The following is a 24,370-nucleotide window of genomic DNA, read 5'->3' on the forward strand; positions in this document are numbered from 1 at the left end:
TCATAAGATTATTATTGCAAATTTATAATTATCATTATCATCTGCAAACAATTCACGCAACAATTGCTTTCAAAAAACAACTATTTTAAATAAAAATTTTCCACAAACTTGAATATTTATATAACTACAAATGAAAAATAATCTACAATTTATATAAATAGAACAATTTTTCAAACAACCAGATTGATTGCCTGAAATGAATAAGCCCGCCAGAAAGGCGGGCTTATGATCAGTATCTTATATGTCTTACCAGGTGTACTTGAGGCCCACCTGTCCGGTGACGGCATTGTAATGCTTGCCACCAAACTGTGTTCCGATGTCACCCCAAACCTGAAGGTTCTTCGTCACCTCGCCCGAGATGCCGAGCTTGACCTCGCCGAACGAACGTGGCGCACAGGATGGAACAAGGTCGTTGTTCATGTAAAGCTATCCAGCATTACCATTTAACAGTCAAACCCAGCCGGCCATTCCACGCTTCCCGCCCCTTGTTATCAAGCGAGCGGTTATAGGCGCCAGTTGCAAACAGTGAAACATTATCGGAAACCTGACCGGAAACACCAGCTCCGATTTCAGCCCATGTCCCGCTTAATGACGATGTCACTGATGTCGAATAGACACCATCACGACGGAATACAGCTGTTGTGGAATCTCCCATAAACTCATGCCAGACATTGGCACGAACCCAGGTTGTGATCAGCCGTGGTGTCTTATCAGCAGAGGCGTTCCATGTCTTGGCGAGGCGAAGGCCAATGCGCCCACGCAAGCTCTCTTCATCAGAGAACCTGAAAGACCCGTAGGCATCCCTTACGTTATCAAAACTGAGATTTTGATAGGCAAGCTGGACCTGTGGCTCAAGCGTCAAACCATTACCCAGATCAAAGCTGTAACCACCCTCAAGGGATGCGATAATGCCAGAGCCATCCGGCTTGCTGCGCTGACCGCCGATGGAACTGGTGCTCGCCTGATACCAGGTTCCCTGAACAACAGCATCCGTATACCACCCCTGATGGGATACATGTGTCCAGTAAGCGCCTAGCGTATAGGCATCCATATCAATGGTTCCGGCTTTGCCATACCAGGCACCTTTGACATCAGCCTGCACATTGCCATAGCCAACATAGAAGCCGGCGCGATCAAGAGTGCCCTCAGCATCCTCACGGGTAAAGACATCAAGACCAGCCTGAATACCGGCAAAAGTGTAGTTATAATCGGGGCCATGCTGTTCGAAGTTATTTCGCTCTCTGAAACCACGGTCACCAATCACACGCGCCCAGCCAGCAGCAGCCCATTGCTTCTGATCTGCCTCTTTAACCAGAGTTCTTGCAATATGTGTTTTCTTGCCCTTACCAGAGACAACGACATCTTCATAAATAGCCGGCAAAGATACTTGCTGCGTACCACCAGTGCGCTCATGCAGCGAGCCAAGCATTGCATAACCATATTCTGATGCGATTGGCATAACTGATGCAAGAAGCGGAACTTCAGGGCGATAGTTGGGAACCTGAATTCTGCTCCCGGTATTTATATTATTACTGCTATTATTATTGCCATCTGTACCCGTATCTGGAGAGCCTATCTGCAATGTGCTGCGCAGATACCAATTCTGGTCAGTCGGGTTTCCACCCGTTGCTGTATTACCACCCTGATACAAATTATACTCATAAGCGCCCGCAGCAACGCGGCCAGACAAAGTAAAGGCAGATTGGTCACTGCTGGTGGTCTGTATAACCATAATGCCATCGCCTGTTGTCATATCTCCACTGCCACCTACATTGGTAATTCGCACCAGAGTACGCCCTGTGGCCGTTCCATTGATGATTAGCCTGTCGGTAGCAGATGTGTCATTTCCAAGATAGGAATCCAGATGCACGGAACCATTTGCACTAACATAGTCACCGCTAATTGTCAGTGTGTCACCAACACGTTGATTGGACAGGTTGATGCTACCCGCATTGCTCACAAAGCCCTGAACAGAGCCATGGGAAACATTTGTTCCACCCACAGCCAGCATTCCAGCACTATCAAGCGTGACATTCCCCATCAGGGTATAGTCACTCTCAACATTCAGCTGACCAGAAGCCACATGTATACCATGTCCTGTTTCCGTCGAGGCTGTCAGGGTATTGGCATTGACGGCCAACAGATTAACCTGCCCGCCATTAATCTTGATATCTTCCCAATTTGTGAATTTACTGCCGTCGATATCGACCTGCGCATCAGTAAATTCCAGAACGTCATATTCCGGCGTACTGACATTAAACACACCGCCATCAATGCTCGGAATATTCTGAAAGTCTACAGCACCACGAATAATCAGTTTATCTGTACCGGCTCCCATGGAAATAGAACCGGATAATATTGTTCCACCTTCAATCTCCAAAGTGGCATTTCCGATGCCATCTTCATAAAGGCCAACATCACCTGACACAGTCGCCCCTGATTTGATCAGGGTATACGAGTTCAGGACCGCATCACCAAAAACAATTGCCGTCTGTGCGGATGTTACCGTCGCAGCGGAACCAAGGCCAAGTGTTGCAACGCCACTTTCAGCAACCAAAGGAGCACCACCCATAGCCAGATTAAGCTGACCTGTTGCTCCAGTAAAAACAATGCCCCTGCCCTGCGCATCAATAACAGAAGTACCTGTGTAGGTGCCACTTCCACCAATGATCCGATAACCATCAGCAGAGATACTACTGCTCAACTGTCCATTATTATTGGGTGTAGTGAGAATATTTAGTCCTGAAGCGGTAATAGAATTATCATTGGCCGTATTGTGATTAACAGCAACACCATCAACCACGTGAACGTTCAATGTACCACCGATCTCAAGAGTTCCTTCGTGAGCAAGTGCATTTAAATTAACAAGACCACCTGGTGTTGAAGCCAGAAGAGTGATCGTCAGATCACCACCAAAATGAGACTCACTGTAACTGCGAAAGGCCTGTGTTCCTGGCGCATCACTATAGATATAGCCAGACCCGGCTACATTTAATATACCGCCATCCGTAACCTGGAGACTTGTAGCGCCGCCAGATCCATTTCGGTAGGTATAAAGATCACCATTAACGGTTACAACTCCACCTGTGCCGATATACATAGCTCGGGAGCTTGTTGAATTCCAACTCTGGGCTATCAAATTACCATCAACTGTCATTGTTCCGTTTGACACCGAGATACCGTGGCGCGCCGCCCCACCCAACTGATTTATATATGCATTTTGCAGAATATGCAGTGATGAGCCACCACTAACTGAGATGACAGCTGAAGGTGCAGAATTGCTCCCAAAATAAAGGTATTCAACGCCATCTTGGGTAACACTTGAAACATATGGCGAGCTGCTGTCAAAAGTACAATTCGATCCTGCACCTGTATGATAATACCCGGATGTTGACTGACAGGCAGCCCAAACAGAGTGAACAGGGAACAGAGAAATAAAGGCAGATGTCGCAATAAGTAGAGAACTCTTTTTAGCCGTCATCACGCCAGAGCGCGTGCGCTGCCCACGATAAACCTTAATCATTTCAGCCCCTAATGCCTTTATTGCTAGGCCTTAGAATTAATATAATCTTTCTTATATTGTTATATATAAAATTTATCCAAATTAATTACAAGAAACAACATAGAAAATCATTCTAATTTATTTAAATTTAATATAAATTAAAAAATTAAATTACATTGAATTATAATTAGACAATAGTCCAAATCAATTAAAATTTAAATAGGAATGTTTTTCTTTATTTTCAAGGAAAAATGGAATCTTTACATTCAAATATTCAGTCATTAAAAAATAATATAAAATTCAGTAACATAGTCTTTTTAAATATCAACAGCCCCATGTGCTTTCATTCACATGCATGATGTATTACCGATCATTTCATCATTGGAATCACTTTTCAAGTTAGCGTTTCTAAATCTCGAATTGCAAGTGTGCCCTACAACCAAATACGAACGGTCGTTTGTTATTATATGTATTGCTTACTGGGTTAAAAAAACCTTAGGCTATGGCCTGCACCACTTCATAAGAAAGTGAGCAAAAATACAGAGGAGACGCTAATGCAACCTAATGATGAGCACTATAGCTATGTAAAGGGTAAAACTGAACCACCACTACTTGATCTAACGATTGGCCAAGCCCTCGATAATATTGCCGAACGTTATCCTGATCGCCTAGCATTAATCGTACGCGACAAAGATGTGTGCTGGACCTGGGCAGAGTTAAAGGCGCGTGTTGATGCTGTTGCTGCCGGGCTTCTGGAACTTGGTTTAAAGCATGGAGATCGCGTTGGCATCTGGGCACCAAACTGCCCGGAATGGGCGCTCACTCAGTTTGCTACAGCTAAAGCAGGCCTCATTCTCGTATCCATCAACCCTGCCTATAGGGCTTCAGAACTTGAATACGCATTAAACAAGGTTGAGTGCGCGGCGCTCATTACCATTCCAGCCTTCAAAGGTACAAACTTCTTAGACATGCTTCATGAAATAGGAGCAGAACAACTACCAACTTTAAAACATATCTTTACAACTGGCTCTCAACAGTATGAGGGATCCACTCCATTTCATAAACTGTATTCAGACAAAATAAACATTCTAAACGATATCCAGATCTATCCTGATGACCCAGTCAACATCCAGTTTACAAGCGGGACAACTGGTGCACCAAAAGGGGCAACACTCTCCCACCGGAACATTCTCAATAACGGCTATTTTGTCGGTCGCTGCATTCGTCTTGGGGTTGATGATAAACTGTGCATACCTGTTCCCCTTTATCATTGTTTCGGCATGGTTATGAGTAACCTTGCCTGCGTTACATCAGGCGCAGCTATGGTTTATCCCGGCGAAAGTTTTGATGCACTTGCGGTTTTACAAACTGTTGAGGCCGAGCGTTGTACAGCTTTGCAAGGTGTCCCGACAATGTTCATTGCAGAGCTAAACCATCCGCAGTTTAATGACTTCGATCTGTCATCCTTACGAACAGGCATCATGGCAGGCGCGAATTGCCCCATAACAGTCATGAAGTCTGTCATGGAACGCATGCATATGAAAGATATTACGATTGCCTACGGGATGACAGAAACCAGTCCTGTCAGCTTTCAGAGTGAAGTCGATACACCTATTGAACAACGGGTCTCGACAGTCGGGCGCATACAACCTCACCTTGAAGTCAAAATCATTGACGATAGTGGCGAGATTGTTCCCCGCGGCAAACGAGGCGAAATATGTACACGTGGCTATTCCGTCATGCTTGGCTATTGGGGGGATAAGAAACGTACGGAAGAAGCCATTGATCATGAAGGCTGGATGCATACCGGTGACTTGGGAGAAATTGACCAAGAAGGATACTGCAGGATTGTTGGCCGGCTGAAGGATATGGTCATTAGAGGCGGCGAAAATATCTATCCTCGAGAGATTGAAGAATACCTTCTTACCCATTCCGAAATTATCGAGGCACAGGTTTTCGGGATTCCAGATGAACAATATGGTGAGGAGCTGGTTGCCTGGATTCGGCTGAAAGAAGGAGCACGAACCCGCCCAGAAGATATCCCAGAGTTCTGCCGCGGACAGATTGCCCACTTTAAAATCCCACGGATTATAAGGATCGTTGACGAATTCCCGATGACAGTAACTGGCAAAATTCGCAAAGTTGAAATGAGAAGTATGATGATTACTGAAATCAACGCAAAGACAGCTGGAAAATCATATATTTAATTTAAAGATTACCCGGAATAATAAGTAGTCCGGGTAATCTAATATAGTTATTTATTTCTTTTTTGCAGTATGTGGTTTGGTTTGCCGCGCGACTTCTGATCTCCGGCGACTTAAAAACGGGGCAACCATCGGATAATCACTGGGTAATCGCCATTTTTGGCGATATTGATCAGGCGTCAGACCAAACTTCGTCGCAAGGTATCTTTTAAGACTTTTATGTCTCGTACCATCTTCGAGACACACAATACTCTCATCCGAGACACTGTTTTCTATGGGCACTGCCGGTAGCGGTATTATGTTTCCCTGATCGTCAAATTCCACATTCTCTGCTGTTTCTTCAAGCCGTAAAGCGGCTAGCGCAGCTTCATGTACGTCTCTAAACAATGCCCCAATTTTCTCTTGGGGGCATGTTGCGTTCTGCAAGAAAGCGGTAACGATTGCGACAGCGGCCTGAAAAGCTGGCGCTACAGGCTGATTTATTTTTTCAGAATTCATGTTGTAGTTTCCTGAATCCCCTAATTTCGCTCAATAAGCGAGGGGTTCAAATTTGTAAGATTGTTATTGTAATGCATCTTCTCTGCCCACACATTTAAAATGTTTTAGAATCGACTATAAGTTGAATTCAAACAAACTATATAAAATCGTTATCATTGACTTTAGTTAATAACAATACAATTTTAAAAAAACGAACAATTTCTTATAGAAAAAAATTCTAAATTTAACAATAGTTACATTTATTTAAATTTTTTAAATAAAAAAACTATATCACAATATAATTGATTAATTTAATAAATAAGTATATTTATATATGCAAAATAGATATTTAATCTAACTCTTTTAAATTGAGAATGCTTGCTCTTTTTAGGATGTTACAGAAAATAACCATTCATATACTTAAATATGGAACGTACTGGATTCCGAAAAAATCAAACCCAAAATAATCATGATGAATCATTATTAAAAACAATGACTTAAACCTTAATTCACAATCGACCATGTATGTCGAATAATGTTTTACATATGCAAAATTATTCAAATTTTAAATTAAGCTAATGCAAAATGCAATATACTGAGTGTCTTGGCCTTTAGCAGGCGACATCTCATTATGAAGCCTGAGGCTGTAAACAAAGGCTGAATTGCATAGTGGAATACTAATAAAAAGCAATCAGCATACAACCAAAGATCATACGAATACGGGCAGATAAAAATTCTGCCCAATAGGGAGACCTCTCCTCTCCATTCAGATCTATATCATTACCAAAAACTGTCTGCTACCAATCAAAACATAACGGTTTATAGACTTACTGAATGATAACTGGCAGCAATAAATACATTCATAATTTGTGGTATAAAATTAAACGCAATGATTATTGCTAATTTTGAGCTCTACCATACATAATGAATCAAAATTGCTGTTGTTTACAGACCGGAGCCTATTATGAGCCGTTTACATGTTATTCACGAAAACCCGGCATGGATTGGTGCCTTTACCGATGCTTTTGACGCACGCCATGTTCCCTGGACAGAATGGCTGATTGATCATGGCAAGGTTGATTACGCGGCAATCCCTCCGGAAGGTGTTTTCTATAACCGTATGAGTGCTTCATCCCATACAAGGGATCATCGCTATGCTCCTGAGCTGACGCTGGCATTGCTCCATTGGCTTGAGCGTCATGGACGACGGGTCATCAATGGCACATCAGCTCTTGATCTTGAGATCAGCAAAGCACGCCAGTATGCACGTCTGGAACGGGCAGGCATCCGCGTACCACGTACAATCGTTGTAACAGGCAAAGAAGATGTTCTTAATGCATCAAAAACCTTCTTTGATGCAGGCCAGCCGGTTATTCTGAAACCTAACCGCGGCGGTAAGGGTCTAGGCGTTCAGTTGTTCAATACATATGCAGGCCTGTCATCCTACCTCAATGGCCCAACATATGAGCAACCCGTTGATGGTATTCAGCTTTTGCAGGAATACATAAAGGCACCAGAACCTTATATCACCCGTGCCGAGTTCGTCGGCGGGCGGTTTCTCTATGCTGTTCGTGTCGATACCAGCGAGGGTTTTGAGCTCTGCCCGGCTGAGGCCTGTGAAATTGGTGATGCCTTCTGCCCGACAACCGCTACACCACGTCCAAAATTTGAAATCATTGATGATATCGACGCTAACCTGAAAGAAAGCTACGAGCGCTTCCTCTCTGAAAACGGCATTGAGATTTCCGGTATTGAGTTCATTGTTGGACAGGATGGAAAAATCCGTACCTATGATGTCAATACAAATACCAACTACAACCCCACAGCAGAAGCAGTTGCCGGCCGCTCTGCGACACTGGCTGTTGCTGATTTTCTAGGCGGATTAGTAAGAGAATATTACCCTCTCGCAAGCTGATATTCAGAACAGATTACCTCTTCTTTTCGTATAACAATTACGATATGAAGCTGGGCTATGAATCTGTTCAGAACCAAAAGTATTGCCAAACTTAAAGAGCAAGTCGCACAAACAGCCCTCAGAAAATCTCTGGGGGCAATGGATGTTGCACTCATGGGCATCGGGGTGATTATTGGGGCAGGTATCTTTGTCCTGACCGGGACAGCAGCCGCAACTGCCGCCGGTCCTGCGATCATGCTTTCCTTCCTGCTCTCAAGTATTGCCTGTGTTTTTATCTGTCTGGTTTACTCTGAGCTTGCAGCAGCCGTTCCGGCATCAGGCAGTGCCTATACCTTCTCTTATGTGGGGGCTGGTGAGTTTATGGCATGGCTCGTTGGCTGGGCACTCATTCTGGAGTACTCCATTGGTGCCAGCGCTGTTGCCGGTGGTTGGTCATATTATCTCGTCGGCCTGCTGAAATCCGGTGGTATCGAATTGCCCCATGCTTTGGTCAACAACCCGGCCGATGGCGGCATCATAAATGCACCCGCCAGCTTTATTGCCCTCTTCATCACGTTTCTTCTGGTTCGCGGTGTCAAGGAAAGTGCAACGGCCAACCGCATTCTTGTTGCGGTCAAGCTCAGTGCCATTTTTCTTTTCATCCTGCTGGCCGGCCCAAATATCGACCCGCGCAATTGGGAGCCTTTCTTTCCTTATGGATGGGCTGGCGTCCCGGCAGGTGCAGCGCTCATCTTCTTCTCATACCTTGGCGTTGACTCTCTGGTGACCGCTGCAGAAGAAACCCGTAACCCGCAGAAAGATATGCCGCTTGGTATCATCATCTCTCTGGTCGTCTGCACGGTGCTTTACATTGCCGTCGCGGCTGTCATGACAGGTGCTGTTCCCTACAGCCAGCTTAATACAGGTGAACCTGTTTCCTATGTCCTGCGGACCATCGGCTATAACTTTGGTTCAGCTATTGTTGGTGTCGGTGCTGTTGCCGGGCTGACAACCGTCTGTCTGGTCATGATCTATGCGCAGACCCGTGCTTTCTTCGCCATGTCCAGAGATGGTCTGCTGCCAAAGAAACTTTGCAAGGTTCATCCGAAATACGGCACGCCTTACATCGTCACAATCATTGTCGGCTGCACGGTCGCACTCATTGCAGGGCTGACGCCTATCAATATGGTCGCCGAAATGTGTAACGTCGGCACATTGTTTGCCTTCATTGTCGCGTGCTCAAGTGCCATGATCCTGCGCAAACGTCAGCCTCATATTGATCGCCCTTTCCGTTGTCCATCTCTGTATCTGGTCGCATCACTGGCTATTATTTCCTGCCTGATTATCATGCAGGGATTAGCCGGATTAACATGGATGCTGTTTATCGGATGGGTTACAGTCGGCATTGCCATCTATTTCATCTACGGACGGCACAACAGCGTATTGGCTAAAGGCGAGTAGGTATAAAAAAGGCCCGTTTAAACGGGCCTTTTTTCATTCTAGTGTGCGCCGCGTTTGACACGTTTACGTCCGACCACTTCGCCAAGGGCAATCACAATCGTACAGATTGCCACGAGGATGATTGAGATAGCGGAAGCTGCTGGAAGATCGGTTCCTGTTTCAGAAACCTTGCTATAAAGCACCAGTGGCAGAATATTGACCTGTGTCCCGACAAGAGCCAGCGCAGTCCCATAAGCACCAATTGCAACAGCAGAGGTCAGGCAGAAAGCTGCGACCAGACTTGGCATGATCTGCGGCAGCATAACCTCAATGAGCGAGCGCAACTTGCCAGCTCCCAGCGAGCGGGCAGCGATGAGCTGGTTACCATCGAAATTAAGAATAGAAGGCAGCACAATCAGCACAACGCGCGGTACAAGATAATAGGAATAAGCCAATCCAAGCCCGGCAGGCGAGAAGATAAAACCACCGACGACAGCCGGATCAAAACCAATTTTTGCCAGAAGCAATGTGACAAAGCCAGAACGCCCCATCAAAAGAATGAAGCCATAGGCGACAATCAAACCGGAGAAGGTCAAAGGCAGAGACACGGCAATCAGCGCCCCTGTACGGACATTTGGTTTCACCCGTGAAAGCCAGAGCGCAACACAAAAACCAATGACCAGAGAAAACATTGGAGCGGCAGTTCCAAGGAATAGCGTTCCCCAAAGACCATTCCAGAAGACAGTATCACCAGCCAGCTGGCTGAAAGCATGACCACCATCCGTGAAGGCTCCCGCGAGCACAGCACATAATGGCAGCAGGAAGAACAGCCCGAGCACAATCATGCCAGGTGCAGCAAAAGCTGCAAGAGTGCGATTTGAAACCCGGGCGCTCATCTTAATGATCCTTCAGCCAACTGTTATTTCTTAAAAAGGCAAGCCTTTAGCGTCCAAGAACGGCCTTGGCCCAACCAGCATCAATCTCGCCCTTTTTGGCTGTTGCCTTGGCGATATCAAGCGGGTGAACCTGAGGTGCCTTTGGCATCTTCGCAGCAACGCTTTCTGGCAATGCGATATCATTGACGGAAGGACGAACATAACCTTCAGCAAAAATCTTCTGACCTTCATCACTCATGATGAAGTTGAGCCAGAGCTGGCCTGAGTTCGGGTTCGGGCCTTTTTTGACCAGAGAGATTGCATAAGGCGCAGCAGCTGATGCTTCTTCAGGAATGACAACAGCAATGCTGTCAGCCATACCGTCAACGTGCTTTGCTTTCAGACCATCATTCTCATAACCAATCCAGATCGGGATTTCGCCTTTAAGGAACTGGGCATATGGCGTTGTACCAACAGTACGCAGAACGTTACCGGCTTTGCTGAGCTTGCCAAGGTATTCAATACCTGGCTCAACGTTATCCATCGTGCCGCCATTACCGAAGTTAGCAGCAAAAGCGACAACCTGACCCTGACCTGTTGAGCGCGGATCCTGATAAACAATCGCGTTCTTGTATTCAGGCTTCAGAAGGTCAGACCACTTTGTTGGTACATTCTTCACGAGCTTTGTGTTGACGAGGAAGGCAACACTGAGTGTGTGAACCGAGAACCACCTACCCTCTGGATCACGCAGCTCTGCTGGCAGGCGATCAAAGTTTGTTGGTTTGAAAGGTTCGACAACATCGGCCTTAACAGCATCAAGAGCGGAAGCTGCGAAATAGTAAGCCGTATCAGCCTGTGGGCGGTTACGTGACTTATCAAGAGCGACAACTGTGGCAGCTGAACCAAGGTCATTATAGACCATTTCAATGCCCGGATAACGCTGCTGGAAGGCCTTGAACTGACCAGCCCAGTTTGCCCATGTCGGCCCCGTATCGAAGGAGACGATCAGGCCTTCTTTCTTGGCCTTTTCATAAAGTGCCTTTTCGCCCGCATAAAGCTCAGGGCCTTCAAAAGCAACGGCTGCTGTTCCAAATGTCAAAAAGAAGACACTGGCAACATAGCTAAGAAATTGACGTCTTTTCATAATCGTATCCTTGTCAGATATGATGGTTAGGATGCAGGCAGAAGACGCACTGCATCCCTCGGAATGGCAACGGTCGTCACTGCCTCACGAAGGTGCGTTTCCAGGCGGATCACTCCGCCTTCAACATTTAGGTCAATACGGCGAATTGGGCCGAGATAACGATCGGCTGCAACAATGCCGCTGAAAACTTGTGACTGGTCTTTGCCAGCCTTACCGATAACTGGTTCAATCCGCTCTGGACGGACAAAGGCAATAACTTCTTCGCCAACACTACGGCCAGTTGTGTCACAGGCCATGGCTCCGATCTCTGTCTCAACCGTCCCGGTTGCAACAACCTTGCCCCTCCAGAGGTTGGACTGACCGACAAAGCGTGCAACATCTGCATTGACTGGCGCCTCATAAAGCTCATGGGGTGCGCCAACCTGTACCAGTCGGCCATTCTGCATCATGGCTACTTTATCGGCGATAGAGAGCGCTTCTTCCTGATCATGGGTCACCAGCAGGGTCGCAATGCCTGCAGCACGCTGAACGCGCAGAATCTCATCACGCATTTCAACACGCAGGCCCGCATCAAGCGCAGATAATGGCTCATCAAGCAGAAGGCCCAATGGCTCAAAGACAAGCGCACGTGCCAAAGCCACACGTTGCTGCTGACCACCTGAAAGCATTGTCGGATAATCATTTTCACGACCACCCATGCCAACACGACCAAGCATATCAATGGCGCGTTCACGACGGATGGCCTTGGACATACGGCGAACTTTTAGCGGATAGGCTACATTTTCCCATAAACGCATATGTGGGAAGAGGGCATAATTCTGGAACACAACACCAAGCCGGCGGGACTCTGGCGGCTGGCTGCTGATATCCTTACCTTCAACCATAACGCGCCCCTGATCGGGCTGCACAAAACCTGCCAGCAATTTCAGAATTGTTGATTTACCAGAACCGGAAGCACCAATAATGGCCAGAAGCTCACCACGGCCAATCTGCAATGAGATATCGGTAACCCCGGTTTTTGTTCCCGGATAGGTAAAGCTTACATTCTCATATCTGAGTGTCATGCGCTGGCTCCTGTTTTGGCAGGCCCGGCAATACGGGCTGTCAGACTGCTGGCCAGCGATGCCAATACAGCCAGAGAAAGAAGAACAATGGTTGCTGCGCAGGCAAAGCCTGTTGCGCCATAAAATGCCTGTAGAAGAACAACCGGATAGGTGCGCGACAGGAAGCCGGACACCAGATTGGAAAGCTGGAACTCACCAATCGACAAGGCAGCCACCGTCAGCGTAGTGGACAGCAAACTGCTGCTGAGCAGCGGAATGGTGACATCCCTGATACGCTCAAGAAATGATGCTCCAAGTGTTGCCGCTGCATATTCATATTCATCAAGACGCAACTGTTCCATATCCGCAACCAGAGCCGTAACAGTATATGGCAGTGTCAAAACCAGATGACCAGCCGCCAAGAGCCAGAAACTGCCGAGCCATGGCAACGCATCACTCGAGAAAACGAGAATAAAGCCGAAGGCCAGCACCAATTCCGGCACAGCGACCGGCATCAAAGTAACCATGCGCGCAGCCAGTTTAACCCCACCGCGGGCACCAGCCTGAATGGCATATGCCAGCGGCAAGCCGATAATGATATTCATCACACACGTGACGAGCACAATCTGCAGGCTGGTCTTGAATGCCCGGACAAAGCTTGGATCAGTGATAACATCTTCATACCAGCGCATGGAGAAACCGGTTGGCAGAAGCGTATTGCTCCATGCTTCACCAAAAGAACCAAGCGCAAGCAGTAAAACCGGAGCCGCGAGGAAAATCAGATAGGCGATTGCTATTAAAGGCATTAAAAAACCATCTGGAGTGGTAGTTGTGGACTGCCGTAACTATGGCATATGACAGGTTTATGACACAAACAACAAAAACTCATTTTCCGGTAAAAAGTCGCAGGGCAACTCTTTCCAGAACATCATCAATGTTATCATAGCGATCAACACCCTTAACTTCAGGGGCGTCATGCATTGCCAGAACCAACCGGTTGAACTGTAACCCAAGCGCCATTTCTGACAGTGTACCGACACCACCACCAACGGCGACAAGTGCAACACAGGCACGTGCAATAAGCGCATTACGAGCCGGGCCAATACCGGTTGCTATTGGAATGGCGACATATGGATTTGCAGCCTGCCACTCTTCATCTGGTAAAATACCAACCGGCATTCCTCCAAATTCAGCATGTCCTTTACAGGCCGCCTCCATCACACCATTCTTGCCGCCGCATACCAGCTGCAAGCCATGGCGTGCAAAAGCTGCTCCCAGTTTCTCAGCAAGCGCACATTGGGCTTCCGTTGCCTCACGTGGGCCAATAATACCAACGGGAACCTTGCGTAAAGTACCAGATAATTTGACAAGGGCTTCTGTCGCACTGACATCAACAGCTGTCGAGACCGACGCTTCGGCGTCAGCAATCCATTCAAGTCGATGCGGGTTAAAAGTCTGCCCGTCACGGAACAGTTTCTTTTCCGCTTCAAGCCATTTCAATCCAGACATCAATTACTCCTGACCGCCTAAGTCACTACCATTATCGGCAGTGATAAACTTTTGATCGTCTCAAGTGAAAAGGCCCCTTCAACATTGGTTGCAAGCGCAGAACGCAGAGCCTCACCCCCTATCCATTGGTCTATATTAGACTGTCCAGACGGGTAGATAAATTATCGATGTGCGGGAATGTTCATTTTTATGTTAAATATTGTACTCTCAACGCCAGAGTACGGGTGTTGCTTACTAATGTATTTTTATATTTTACAAGGAATAAAGATAGAATATTTTTCTATTTACCATTTATGAAAAATTACTGAATTGCGTTCACCGCATCCTGTAACCCCTTGAGTGGCAACAGCATCGTTATAATGTTTCCGTCCTTCTGCTGGTAGCTTATGCGGATCGGGGCGCCTTTTGATATCTGCCCTGATAAAACCGGCCCAACCGCCGTCTTGCCAACACAAACTTTATCATTGCAGCCATCAAGCTTGATCTTTGCAAAATTGGGACCGGTAGAAAGATCCAAAGATACACCCTTTGCAACATCCGCATCAGGCAGTGTCCGTACAATCATATAAGGATCACCATCCTGGCTGGCTGCCAATGACCAGCTGAAGACAACCCTCTTCTCAGCATCCTCAATAGATTGACTGGCATTACAGACTTTGCGTTTGGCTTTCAGATTCTCATCGCAGACCAGTATCCAGTTCTCAAAAGGCTGGAACGTGCGCTTGTACTGACCAAGGGGAACATCAGCAGGCAAGGATACTTCTGATGGTTTTATTCTGTAAGCTGCTGTTTTGTCACCACCGGTTTCTGCGGCAGATGCGAAGCTGCCGCAGAAAACCATAACCATGGCGAAACCGAATGCAGGTTTCATTTAAACACCTCAGTTGAGGGTAAAGCTGATGCCGCCACCGACACCCCAGTTCCCTCCAGATGTTGTAGCAGAAATATTGAAGCGGACAAAATTATCCTCACTGGTATAGCCGATACCCATTGCCAGCGCACCCTCACCGCGCCAGGCACCGCCACCGATTGCCGTGCTCCATTTGCCCGGACGATCATCATACCGCAACGATGCCGCAGCAAGGCCAATAGCAGCAGCCTGTCTTGCTTCTTTACGGACATTGCCAATGTCCTGGCTAAGCTGACTGACACGATAATCCGTGTAACCATTAGCAGCCTGCAATGTCTGCTGAGCCCGATAATCCGTGTAAGAATTAGCCTGCTGCAACGTCTGCTGAGCACGCTGGTCAACATAGAGCGTATTACTGACCGTTGTTGATCTCAGCTGTGCAACGTTGACGGCATCCGTATCAGCAACACCTGTCGCAACATTGCTGACCAGAACCGGCGCATTCGGATCTCCACCTTCAAGAACGACGGCATTCGCCTTCGAGCCATCAGATGTCTTGCCATACTTCACAGCGCTTGAGTCAACTTCAGCAACTTTCTGGTTTGTTTGATAAAGCTGGGAGCCATTAACGACATCGGTTGAAGTTGCAGAGACCTCACCAGAAGCAACGTTGCTGACAACCTGTGCACTACCCGGGTTGCTTGATGTTCCGCCAGGTGCAACAACTTTCACCTCATTCGTACCACCAATACGCTGGACAATTGTGTCCCCGGTTCCACCGCCACCCGTTGGAATACTGCTTGCCAGAGTCGTTACACGTGTATTGATGTTACTGACACTCGAACTCAGGGTTATCAGCGCATCACCGACACTCGTGTAGAAGCCAAATGAACTCGAACCACTTGCATCAACATTGACGATATTGAAGCTTGGCGCACTCAGTTGACCGTTGGACATAACCGTTGCACCACCTCCAATGGCCGAGGCAACGCTCTGGCTGATGTTAAACACCTGACCGCCATTAATCGCATCCGTTGAACCAGCAGAAATACTGCCGGCAGCAACATTCGTCAGTTTCTGAGACGTCCCCGGATTAGCCGCCGTACCATTTTCCTCAATCAGAGCCAGAACGTCCTGATCAACACGCTGAACAGGGCCGGTTGTTCCATTACTGATATTGTTCACGATATTCGTAACCTGCGTTCCAACATCATTCACATGAGTGTTGAGATTGGTCAGGCTGGTGTTGACGGTACTGAACGTTGCACCAATATCCGTAAAGACAGAACTGGTCAGCGTCCCGTTAGTCGCGATACTGCTCATTGTATAACTTGGTGCAATACCGAGACTGATATCTGCACCACCACCAAGAGCGGCTGAGATATTAGTCGCTGTCGTTACAATTGTCTGATTGGTTGCGTAAAGTTGCGCACCATTAACTGCGTCGGTTGAAGCAGCTGACAGGGTGCCGGATGCAACATTGGTCAGTTTCTGCGCCACACCCGGAGCTACAGCACTGCCACCAGAAGCAATCAGTGATAGCTCATTCGTGGCAGAACGCTGAACTGGGCCTGTCGTACCATTACTGATATTGGTCTCAATATTCAAAACCTGAATTCCGACATCATTCACATGAGTATTCAGATTGACCAAGCTGGTATTCACACCACCAAAGGCGCTGCCAACATCCGTGTAAACAGAACTGGTCAATGTACCATCAATGGCGATACTCGACAGGGTGTAGCTTGGCGCTGTTCCAAGAGTGACATCAGCACCGCCACCAAGGGCAGCAGAGATATTCGTTGCGGTTGTCGCAGCTGTCTGGTTGGTCGCGTAAAGCTGAGCCCCGTTAACCGCATCGGTTGAAGCAGCTGACAATGTACCGGATGCTACATTGGTCAGTTTCTGAACGGCACCTGGGGCAGCAGCACTGCCACCGGAAGCAATCAGTGACAGCTCATTTACACCCGTCAGCTGGACAGGGCCAAGTGTGCCATTGCTGATATTATTGGCAATATTTGTTACTTCCGTACTGACATCATTCACATGAGTATTCAGATTGACCAAGCTGGTATTCACACCACCAAAGGCACTGCCAACATCCGTGTAAACAGAACTGGTCAATGTACCATCAATGGCAATACTCGACAGGGCGTAGCTCGGCGCGACACCAAGGTTGACATCTGCGCCGCCACCAAGGGCGGCAGAGATATTAGCAGCCGTTGTTACCGCTGTCTGATTGGTTGCATAAAGCTGAGACCCATTAACCGCATCGGTTGAGACGGCGGACAGAGTACCGGAAGCAACATTCGTCAGCTTCTGGGCAACACCGGGAGCAGCTGCACTACCACCGGAAGCAATCAGTGACAGCTCATTAACACCCGTCAGCTGGACAGGACCAAGTGTGCCATTGCTGATATTATTGGTAAGATTGGTGACTTCGGTACTGACATTATTCACGTGGGTGTTGATGTTCGTCAGGCTGCTGTTAACGCCGCCAAACGCACTACCAACATCATTGTAAACACTGCTCGTCAATGTGCCATCAATTGCAACACTCGACAGCGAGTAGCTTGGCGCGACACCAAGGTTGACATCTGCGCCGCCACCAAGAGCAGCTGAGATGTTACCGGCTGTTGTTGCGGCTGTCTGGTTGGTGGCATAAAGCTGCGCACCATTGACTGCATCAGTTGAGACATCGGAGAGTGTGCCACCAGCAACATTCGTCAGCTTCTGGGCAACGCCCGGAGCAGCCGCACTACCACCGGAGGCAATCAGTGACAATTCATTGGCGCCTGTGTACTGGACAGGGCCAACCGAACCGTTACCAATATTCGTAATGCTATTGGCAAGGTTGGTGACTTCAGTGCTGACGTTATTCACATGGGTATTGATGTTCGTCAGGCTGCTGTTAACGCCGCCAAACGCACTGCCAACATCAGCGTAAACACTGCTCGTCAATGTGCCATCGATTGCGATACTCGACAGGGTATAGCTTGGGGCAATACCAACGCTGACATCTGCGCCGCCACCAAGAGCAGCGGAGATGTTACCGGCTGTCGTTACAATCGTCTGGTTCGTCGCATAAAGCTGCGAACCATTGACCGCATCAGTTGAAACTGCTGACAGCGTACCGGAGGCAACATTCGTCAGCTTCTGGGCAACACCCGGAGCTGCGGCACTGCCACCTGAAGCAATCAGTGACAGCTCATTGGCGCCTGTGTACTGGACAGGACCAACCGAGCCATTACTGATATTATTAGCAATATTGGTGATTTCAGAACTGACATCATTCACATGAATGTTGAGATTAGTCAGACTCGTATTAACACCACCAAAGGCGCTGCCAACATCAGAAAAGGCTGTTGTTGTCAACGTGCCATTGGCTGCAACATTGGTAATTGAGTAGCTTGGTGCAATACCAAGGCTGACATCAGCACCACCACCAAGAGCTGCAGAGACATTACCAGCGGTCGTTACAATTGTCTGGTTGGTGGCGTAAAGCTGCGAACCGTTAACCGCATCGGTTGAAGCGGCAGACAGAGTACCGGAAGCAACATTCGTCAGCTTCTGGGCAACACCGGGAGCAGCTGCACTACCACCGGAGGCAATTAATGACAGTTCATTGGTACCTGTGTACTGGACCGGACCAACCGAACCATTACCAATATTCGTGATACTATTGGCAAGGTTGGTGACTTCGGTACTGACGTTATTCACATGGGTGTTGATGTTAGTCAGGCTGCTGTTAACGCCACCAAACGCACTACCAACATCACCATAAATATTGCTCGTCAGGGTGCCATCAATTGCGATACTCGACAGGGTATAGCTCGGGGTAATACCAAGGCTGACATTGGCACCACCACCCAGAGCGGCTGAGATGTTCCCAGCTGTTGTGACGATTGTCTGGTTGGTGGCGTAAAGCTGCGAACCATTGACCGCATCGGTTGAAACTGCGGACAATGTACCAGAGGCAACATTGCTCAGACGCTGCGCAACACCCGGTGTTACAGCATCACCGCCGGCGGCAATCAGTAACAGGACATCTACGCCTGTTCGCTGGACAGGGCCTGTTGTACCGTTGGTAATGTTGTTGACGATGTTTGTAACCTGAGAACCAACATCATTCACATGGGTGTTGAGATTGGTCAGGCTGCCGTTAACGCCACCAAATGCACTGCCAACATCAGAAAAGGCTGTTGTCGTCAGTGTACCATTGGCTGCGATATTGGTAATGGAATAGCTTGGGGCAACTCCAACACTGACATCCGCACCACCACCAAGAGCGGCTGAGATATTTCCAGCTGTTGTGACGATTGTCTGGTTGGTGGCATAAAGCTGCGAACCGTTCACTGCATCAGTTGAGACTGCTGATACGGCACCGGCAGCGACATTAGTCAAACGCTGAGGTACGCCTGGGGCTGCCGCATTACCGCCAACAGCAATCAGGGACAACTCATTAAGACCAGTATACTGGATAGCAGAACCAGCACCACCACTACCAATGTTTGCAACAACATTGGCAAGATTTGTCACTTCAGTACTGACGTTGTTTACATGGGTATTGATATTTGTCAGGCTACTATTAACGCCACCAAATGCACTGCCAACATTTGTATAGATGGAGCTGGTTAAAGTGCCATCAATGGCAATGTTAGAGAGTGTATAGCTTGGGACAATTCCCACACTAACATCCGCACCGCCACCAAGAGCGGCTGAGATATTTCCAGCTGTTGTAACAATCGTCTGGTTCGTCGCATAAAGCTGCGCACCATTAACCGCATCTGTCGAAAGTGCAGCCAACGTACCAGAGGCAACATTGCTCAGGCGCTGTGCAACACCCGGGGTTACGGCATCACCACCGACGGCAATCAGTGACAGGGCATCTTCGCCTGTCCGCTGGACAGGGCCTGTTGTACCGTTGGTGATATTGTTGACGATATTCATGACCTGTGAACCAACATCATTCACATGGGTGTTGATGTTGGTCAGGCTGCTGTTCACACCACCGAATGCGCTACCAACATCAGCAAAGGCTGTTGTCGTCAGCGTACCATTGGCTGCGATATTCGTAATCGAATAGCTTGGGGCAATTCCAACACTCACATCTGCACCACCACCAAGAGCAGCAGAGATATTTCCGGCTGTTGTGACGATTGTCTGGTTGGTGGCGTAAAGCTGCGCACCATTAACGGCGTCCGTTGAAACAGCAGACAATGTACCAGAGGCAACATTGCTCAGGCGCTGTGCAACACCCGGTGTTACGGCATCTCCGCCAGAAGCAATCAGTGACAGGGCATCAACACCTGTCCGCTGGACAGGGCCTGTTGTACCGTTGGTGATGTTGTTGACGATGTTTGTAACCTGCGAACTAACATCATTCACATGGGTGTTGAGATTGGTCAGGCTGCTGTTCACACCACCGAATGCACTGCCAACATCAGTAAAAGCTGCTGTCGTCAGTGTGCCGTTGGCTGCGATATTCGTGATGGAGTAGCTTGGGGCAATTCCAAGGCTAACATTTGCACCACCACCAAGAGCGGCTGAGATATTACCGGCTGTTGTGACAATCGTCTGGTTCGTCGCATAGAGCTGTGCGCCATTAACAGCATCAGTTGAGACAGCGGAGAGTGTGCCAGCAGCAACATTCAGTATTTTATTGCCACCCAGATCTACTGTCGCACCAGAACCGACCGTTAAACCACCATTTGCTGTGATCGTTCCTGAGAAGGTTGGGGCAGATACTGTCGCAATAGTTACGATTGAACCATTCTGCGAGATATCGATATTCTGACCACTGGCAAGATTAAGCGTATCGCCCAGACCAATATTAATGGCCAAACCACCGTTAACAGCTACGCCAAGGCCAGTATTCACTAACGCGCCAACATTCAGTAGGCTGCCACTTAACCCAGTCAATGCAGCGCCAACAGTATTGTAAACATTCGCGCCAATGGCACCATTCACACCAATATTAACAAGGCTGAAATTCGGGCCCTGACCAATACCGATATCCGCACCACCACCAATAAAGGCTGAGATATTGGATGTTGCAGATGCCAATACCTGATTAACGTTGAACAGCTGAGCACCCGTAACGGCATCGGTCGAAATTGAAGATACAACACCAGCTGCCAGATTAGTCAGGCGCTGTGGGACGCCTGGATTATTGATATCCCCAACGATATCAACCAAAGCCAGAACATCTCCACCAGCAACACGCTGCAATGGACCAAGGACACCAGTCGTAATATTTGTGATGGCATTGTTAACCTGTGTACTCACATTTCCGATGTTCGTATTCAGATTGACAAGGCTGCCGCCGACACTGGTTAAAGCGCCACCAACACTGGTGTAGAGTGAACTGGTTATGCCACCACCAACCGCAATATTCGCAAGTGAATAATTCGGCCCTGTACCAAGACCAATATTAGCACCGCCACCGAGAGCGGTTGAGAGCGCACCTGTTGCACTTGTCAGCAACTGGTTGGTCGAGAAGAGCTGCGCACCGGTAACAGCGTCTGTCGAAATGGCAGACAGAGTCCCAGAGGCAAGATTGGTCAGGCGCTGGGCGGCACCTGGACTATTGATGTCACCCGCAACATTCAGCAGGGACAGAACATCACCTCCAGCAACGCGCTGGATTGGTCCAAGAACACCACTCGTGATGTTATTTACAACGTTACTGACCTGCGTGTTCACATTGCCGATATTTGTATTCAGATTAACAAGGCTGCCACCAACGCTCGTCAAAGCTCCACCAACACTGGTGTAAAGCGTATTGGTAATACCACCACCGATTGCAATGTTGGCAAGCGAATAACTTGGGCCAGTGCCAAGACCAATGTTGGCTCCACCACCAAGGGCAGTAGAGAGCGCACCCGTTGCCGTTGTCAGCAGCTGGTTGGTCGAGAACAGCTGCGCACCTGTAACCGCATCAGTCGAAAGTGCAGACAATGTACCAGAGGCAAGGTTGGTCAGACGCTGGGCTGCACCCGGATTAGTGATATCTCCAGCAACATCAAGAAGAGTGAGAACATTGCCCGTTCCCACACGCTGTAATGGACCAAGCAAACCTTCTGTGAGGTTGGTCACAGTGTTATTGACCTGCGTACCGAGGTTTGTGACCTGTGTGGTCACATTTCCAACATTCGTATTCAGGTTGGACAAACTGCCACTGACACTGGTTAAGGCGCCACCAACAGTTGCGTATGCCGTATTGGTAATACCACCGCCGAGAGCAATATTAGCCAGCGAATAGCTCGGTGCCGTTCCCAGATCAATATTTGCTCCACCACCAAGAGCGGTAGAGAGGCGTCCTGTTGCTGTTGAGAGCAGCTGATTTGTGGTGAAGAGCTGTGAACCTGTGACAGCATCAGTTGAAATGGCTGATAAGGTACCACTGGCAAGGTTGGTCAGACGTTGGGCAACACCCGGGCTATTAATATTTCCGGCAATATCAAGTAGGGACAGAACGTTGCCGCCACTTACACGCTGTAACGGACCAAGCAGACCAGTTGTAAGATTGGTGACAGCATTGTTAACCTGCGTACTAACATTGGTTACATTGGTATTCAGGTTTGTCAAACTGCTGTTGACGCTCGTCAAAGCGCCACCAACACTTGAATAAGCCGTGTTTGTAATACCACCACCAATCGCGATGTTAGCGAGCGTGTAACTTGGCGCTGTACCAAGACCAATATTGGCTCCACCACCAAGGGCTGTTGAAAGACTGGTTGTTGTCGATGAAAGCAGCTGGTTAGTTGAAAAGAGCTGCGCACCTGTCACGGCATCCGTCGAAACGGCTGATAATGTACCATCTAAAATATTCAGGAGCTTATTGCCCCCCAGATTTACCGTAGCACCTGCACCAACAGATAACCCACCCGTTGCCGTGACAACACCTGAGAATATTGGCGCTGCAACAGAGGCAATCGTTAATGTACCACCCGTTTGCGTAACTGTTACGTTAGAGCCATTCGCGACATTAAGCGTGCTACCCAGTCCAAGATTCGTTGCAGTACCACCATTGGCAGAAATATTCAGACCAGCTGCAGCTCTCGCATTGACGTTTACAAGGCTGCTTGTCAGTCCGCTTAAGGCTGTACCGACATTGGTATAGGATGCAGCACTGACAGTACCAGCAGCATTGATACTGCTGAGAGCATAGTTTGGATTAGTCCAGACACCACCAACATAACCGGCACCAGCGCCCAAAACACCGGCAAGATTGGTTGTTGCAGCAGTAATACTCTGATTGGTTGCAAAAAGCTGAGAACCGTTGATTGCATCGGTTGATGCCGCAGACAGCTGACCTGCTGCGACATTTACCAAAGTACGCTGAAGGGTACCGCTACCAATACTGAAAACACTGTTGGCAATATTACCGGCAAAAGAATAGCTCACACCGTTAATTGTTGTTGCAGCCGTTGACACTGCAGCAGATGTCACAGAGCTGGCACCAATCGCAATGGCGTTATTATTGGTAGCTAAAGCATTAGCACCCAAAGCAAGGGAATATTGCCCGGATGTAGTGGCTGAAAGACCGAGAGCCAAAGAGTAAGTTCCGGAGGCAGCAGCGCCATTACCGATTGCCAGATCGTTCAGACTTGAAGCATTGGCCGACAAACCAATGGCAATTGTGCTTGAGCCACCCGCTGTTGCACTGGAGCCTAAGGCGAGCGCATTCGCACCAATAGCACTTGCCTGATAACCGAGCGCAGAAGCGGCAATCCCACCTGCAGAAGAACCAGCACCAATTGTGAGAGCGTTAATTGCAAGAGTTGCCTGCGCACCACAACCAATAGCAATATTATTGGTCAATGTCGCACCAGCCCCCGAAAGCAAGCAGCCAAGACCAGAGATAGCCGTTGTCGTGAGGCCTGAAATAAGACCGCCACCAAGCGCCTGCGCCTGTACAGTCTGGGAAACGAACAACTGCCCAAACAGTATTGTACTTACAATTAAACTTGCAGTTACTATACGCCGCCCAACAGTTGATACGCCTATTGCAAGTCGGTCACGCTTTAATCCAAGGCACCGGTGAGCCATCCGTAAGATAGCAAGCATCCCTCTACGCAAGCCTTTTGACAATTCTCTGCCCGCGCGGTCACGCCTGGAAAACTTTAAGCTGGCCATCATACGCCTCATAACGAAATATGGTAATATTTCCTAAAATGCGGCATACACTTGAAAAAACAACGGAACCCAATTTAATACTTAAGAATCGCTCGCCAAGAGAAAGAATAAACCTAGATTTGGGCGCCCCAAAACACTGCTTTAAATTTTCTCGATTTTAAGATCATTGTTTCATTTTATCTATTTTATTATTGAAATTCAAATATGTAAAAATTTTTACATGTATATTTCATGAAACAACGAATATAAGATTACATTAAAATTTATACACTGAAATACAACTTTAATATT

At 48.0% G+C, this 24,370-nt stretch carries 13 protein-coding genes; 4 read left to right on the forward strand and 9 right to left on the reverse strand.

The features are described from left to right. Positions 1 to 225 precede the first annotated feature (225 nt). A complete protein-coding gene (locus WJT86_RS12330; protein WP_346337767.1) occupies positions 226 to 447 on the forward strand; it encodes a hypothetical protein in 222 nt (73 codons plus the stop codon). Here the strand turns inward: WJT86_RS12330 and WJT86_RS11700 are convergent. Then, positions 437 to 3,523 carry an autotransporter family protein gene (locus WJT86_RS11700; RefSeq protein WP_346337768.1) on the reverse strand — a complete coding sequence of 1,029 codons (3,087 nt, stop codon included), beginning with the start codon at positions 3,521 to 3,523 and terminating at the stop codon, positions 437 to 439. The genes WJT86_RS12330 and WJT86_RS11700 overlap by 11 nt on opposite strands. Positions 3,524 to 4,056: 533 nt before the next feature. Here WJT86_RS11700 and WJT86_RS11705 point away from each other — a divergent pair. After that, positions 4,057 to 5,709 (forward strand): AMP-binding protein, encoded by a 1,653-nt coding sequence (locus tag WJT86_RS11705; RefSeq protein WP_346337769.1) that lies wholly within the window; start codon positions 4,057 to 4,059, stop codon positions 5,707 to 5,709. 51 nt (positions 5,710 to 5,760) lie between these two features. Here the strand turns inward: WJT86_RS11705 and WJT86_RS11710 are convergent, their stop codons facing one another. Beyond that, positions 5,761 to 6,204, reverse strand: coding sequence for a MucR family transcriptional regulator (locus tag WJT86_RS11710; RefSeq protein ID WP_346337770.1), 444 nt, complete (start codon positions 6,202 to 6,204; stop codon positions 5,761 to 5,763). Positions 6,205 to 7,147: 943 nt separating this feature from the next. On the opposite strand from WJT86_RS11710, the gene WJT86_RS11715 reads away from it, so the two are divergent. Both WJT86_RS11715 and WJT86_RS11720 read left to right on the forward strand, forming a co-directional pair. After that, positions 7,148 to 8,098, forward strand: a complete 951-nt coding sequence (locus WJT86_RS11715) for an ATP-grasp domain-containing protein (protein WP_346337771.1) — start codon at positions 7,148 to 7,150, stop codon at positions 8,096 to 8,098. Between the two features lie 57 nt (positions 8,099 to 8,155). After that, positions 8,156 to 9,538, forward strand: coding sequence for an amino acid permease (locus WJT86_RS11720; RefSeq protein ID WP_346337772.1), 1,383 nt, complete (start codon positions 8,156 to 8,158; stop codon positions 9,536 to 9,538). A gap of 38 nt (positions 9,539 to 9,576) precedes the next feature. Here the strand turns inward: WJT86_RS11720 and WJT86_RS11725 are convergent, their stop codons facing one another. The 7 genes from WJT86_RS11725 to WJT86_RS11755 form a co-directional block, all read right to left on the reverse strand. Then, complete coding sequence (locus WJT86_RS11725; RefSeq protein ID WP_346337773.1) at positions 9,577 to 10,413, reverse strand: ABC transporter permease; 837 nt, start codon at positions 10,411 to 10,413, stop codon at positions 9,577 to 9,579. A gap of 46 nt (positions 10,414 to 10,459) precedes the next feature. Beyond that, the gene (locus WJT86_RS11730; RefSeq protein WP_346337774.1) at positions 10,460 to 11,536 is read right to left on the reverse strand and encodes an extracellular solute-binding protein; all 1,077 of its coding nucleotides are present in this window, start codon (positions 11,534 to 11,536) and stop codon (positions 10,460 to 10,462) included. A gap of 26 nt (positions 11,537 to 11,562) precedes the next feature. Further along, complete coding sequence (locus WJT86_RS11735) at positions 11,563 to 12,600, reverse strand: ABC transporter ATP-binding protein (protein WP_346337775.1); 1,038 nt, start codon at positions 12,598 to 12,600, stop codon at positions 11,563 to 11,565. Further along, positions 12,597 to 13,385: an ABC transporter permease gene (locus WJT86_RS11740; RefSeq protein ID WP_346337776.1), complete on the reverse strand. Its 789-nt coding sequence runs from the start codon at positions 13,383 to 13,385 to the stop codon at positions 12,597 to 12,599. Before WJT86_RS11740 ends, WJT86_RS11735 begins: the two co-directional genes overlap by 4 nt. Before the next feature lie 79 nt (positions 13,386 to 13,464). After that, positions 13,465 to 14,088: a TIGR00725 family protein gene (locus tag WJT86_RS11745; RefSeq protein WP_346337777.1), complete on the reverse strand. Its 624-nt coding sequence runs from the start codon at positions 14,086 to 14,088 to the stop codon at positions 13,465 to 13,467. A gap of 301 nt (positions 14,089 to 14,389) precedes the next feature. Then, positions 14,390 to 14,959 carry an invasion associated locus B family protein gene (locus WJT86_RS11750; RefSeq protein ID WP_346337778.1) on the reverse strand — a complete coding sequence of 190 codons (570 nt, stop codon included), beginning with the start codon at positions 14,957 to 14,959 and terminating at the stop codon, positions 14,390 to 14,392. A 9-nt stretch (positions 14,960 to 14,968) separates the two neighbouring features. Continuing rightward, positions 14,969 to 24,010, reverse strand: a complete 9,042-nt coding sequence (locus tag WJT86_RS11755) for a YadA-like family protein (RefSeq protein WP_346337779.1) — start codon at positions 24,008 to 24,010, stop codon at positions 14,969 to 14,971. Positions 24,011 to 24,370: the final 360 nt, after the last annotated feature.

The sequence above is a fragment of the Hohaiivirga grylli genome, assembly GCF_039655745.1.
In the GTDB taxonomy this organism is placed as follows: domain Bacteria; phylum Pseudomonadota; class Alphaproteobacteria; order Rhizobiales; family Beijerinckiaceae; genus Hohaiivirga; species Hohaiivirga grylli.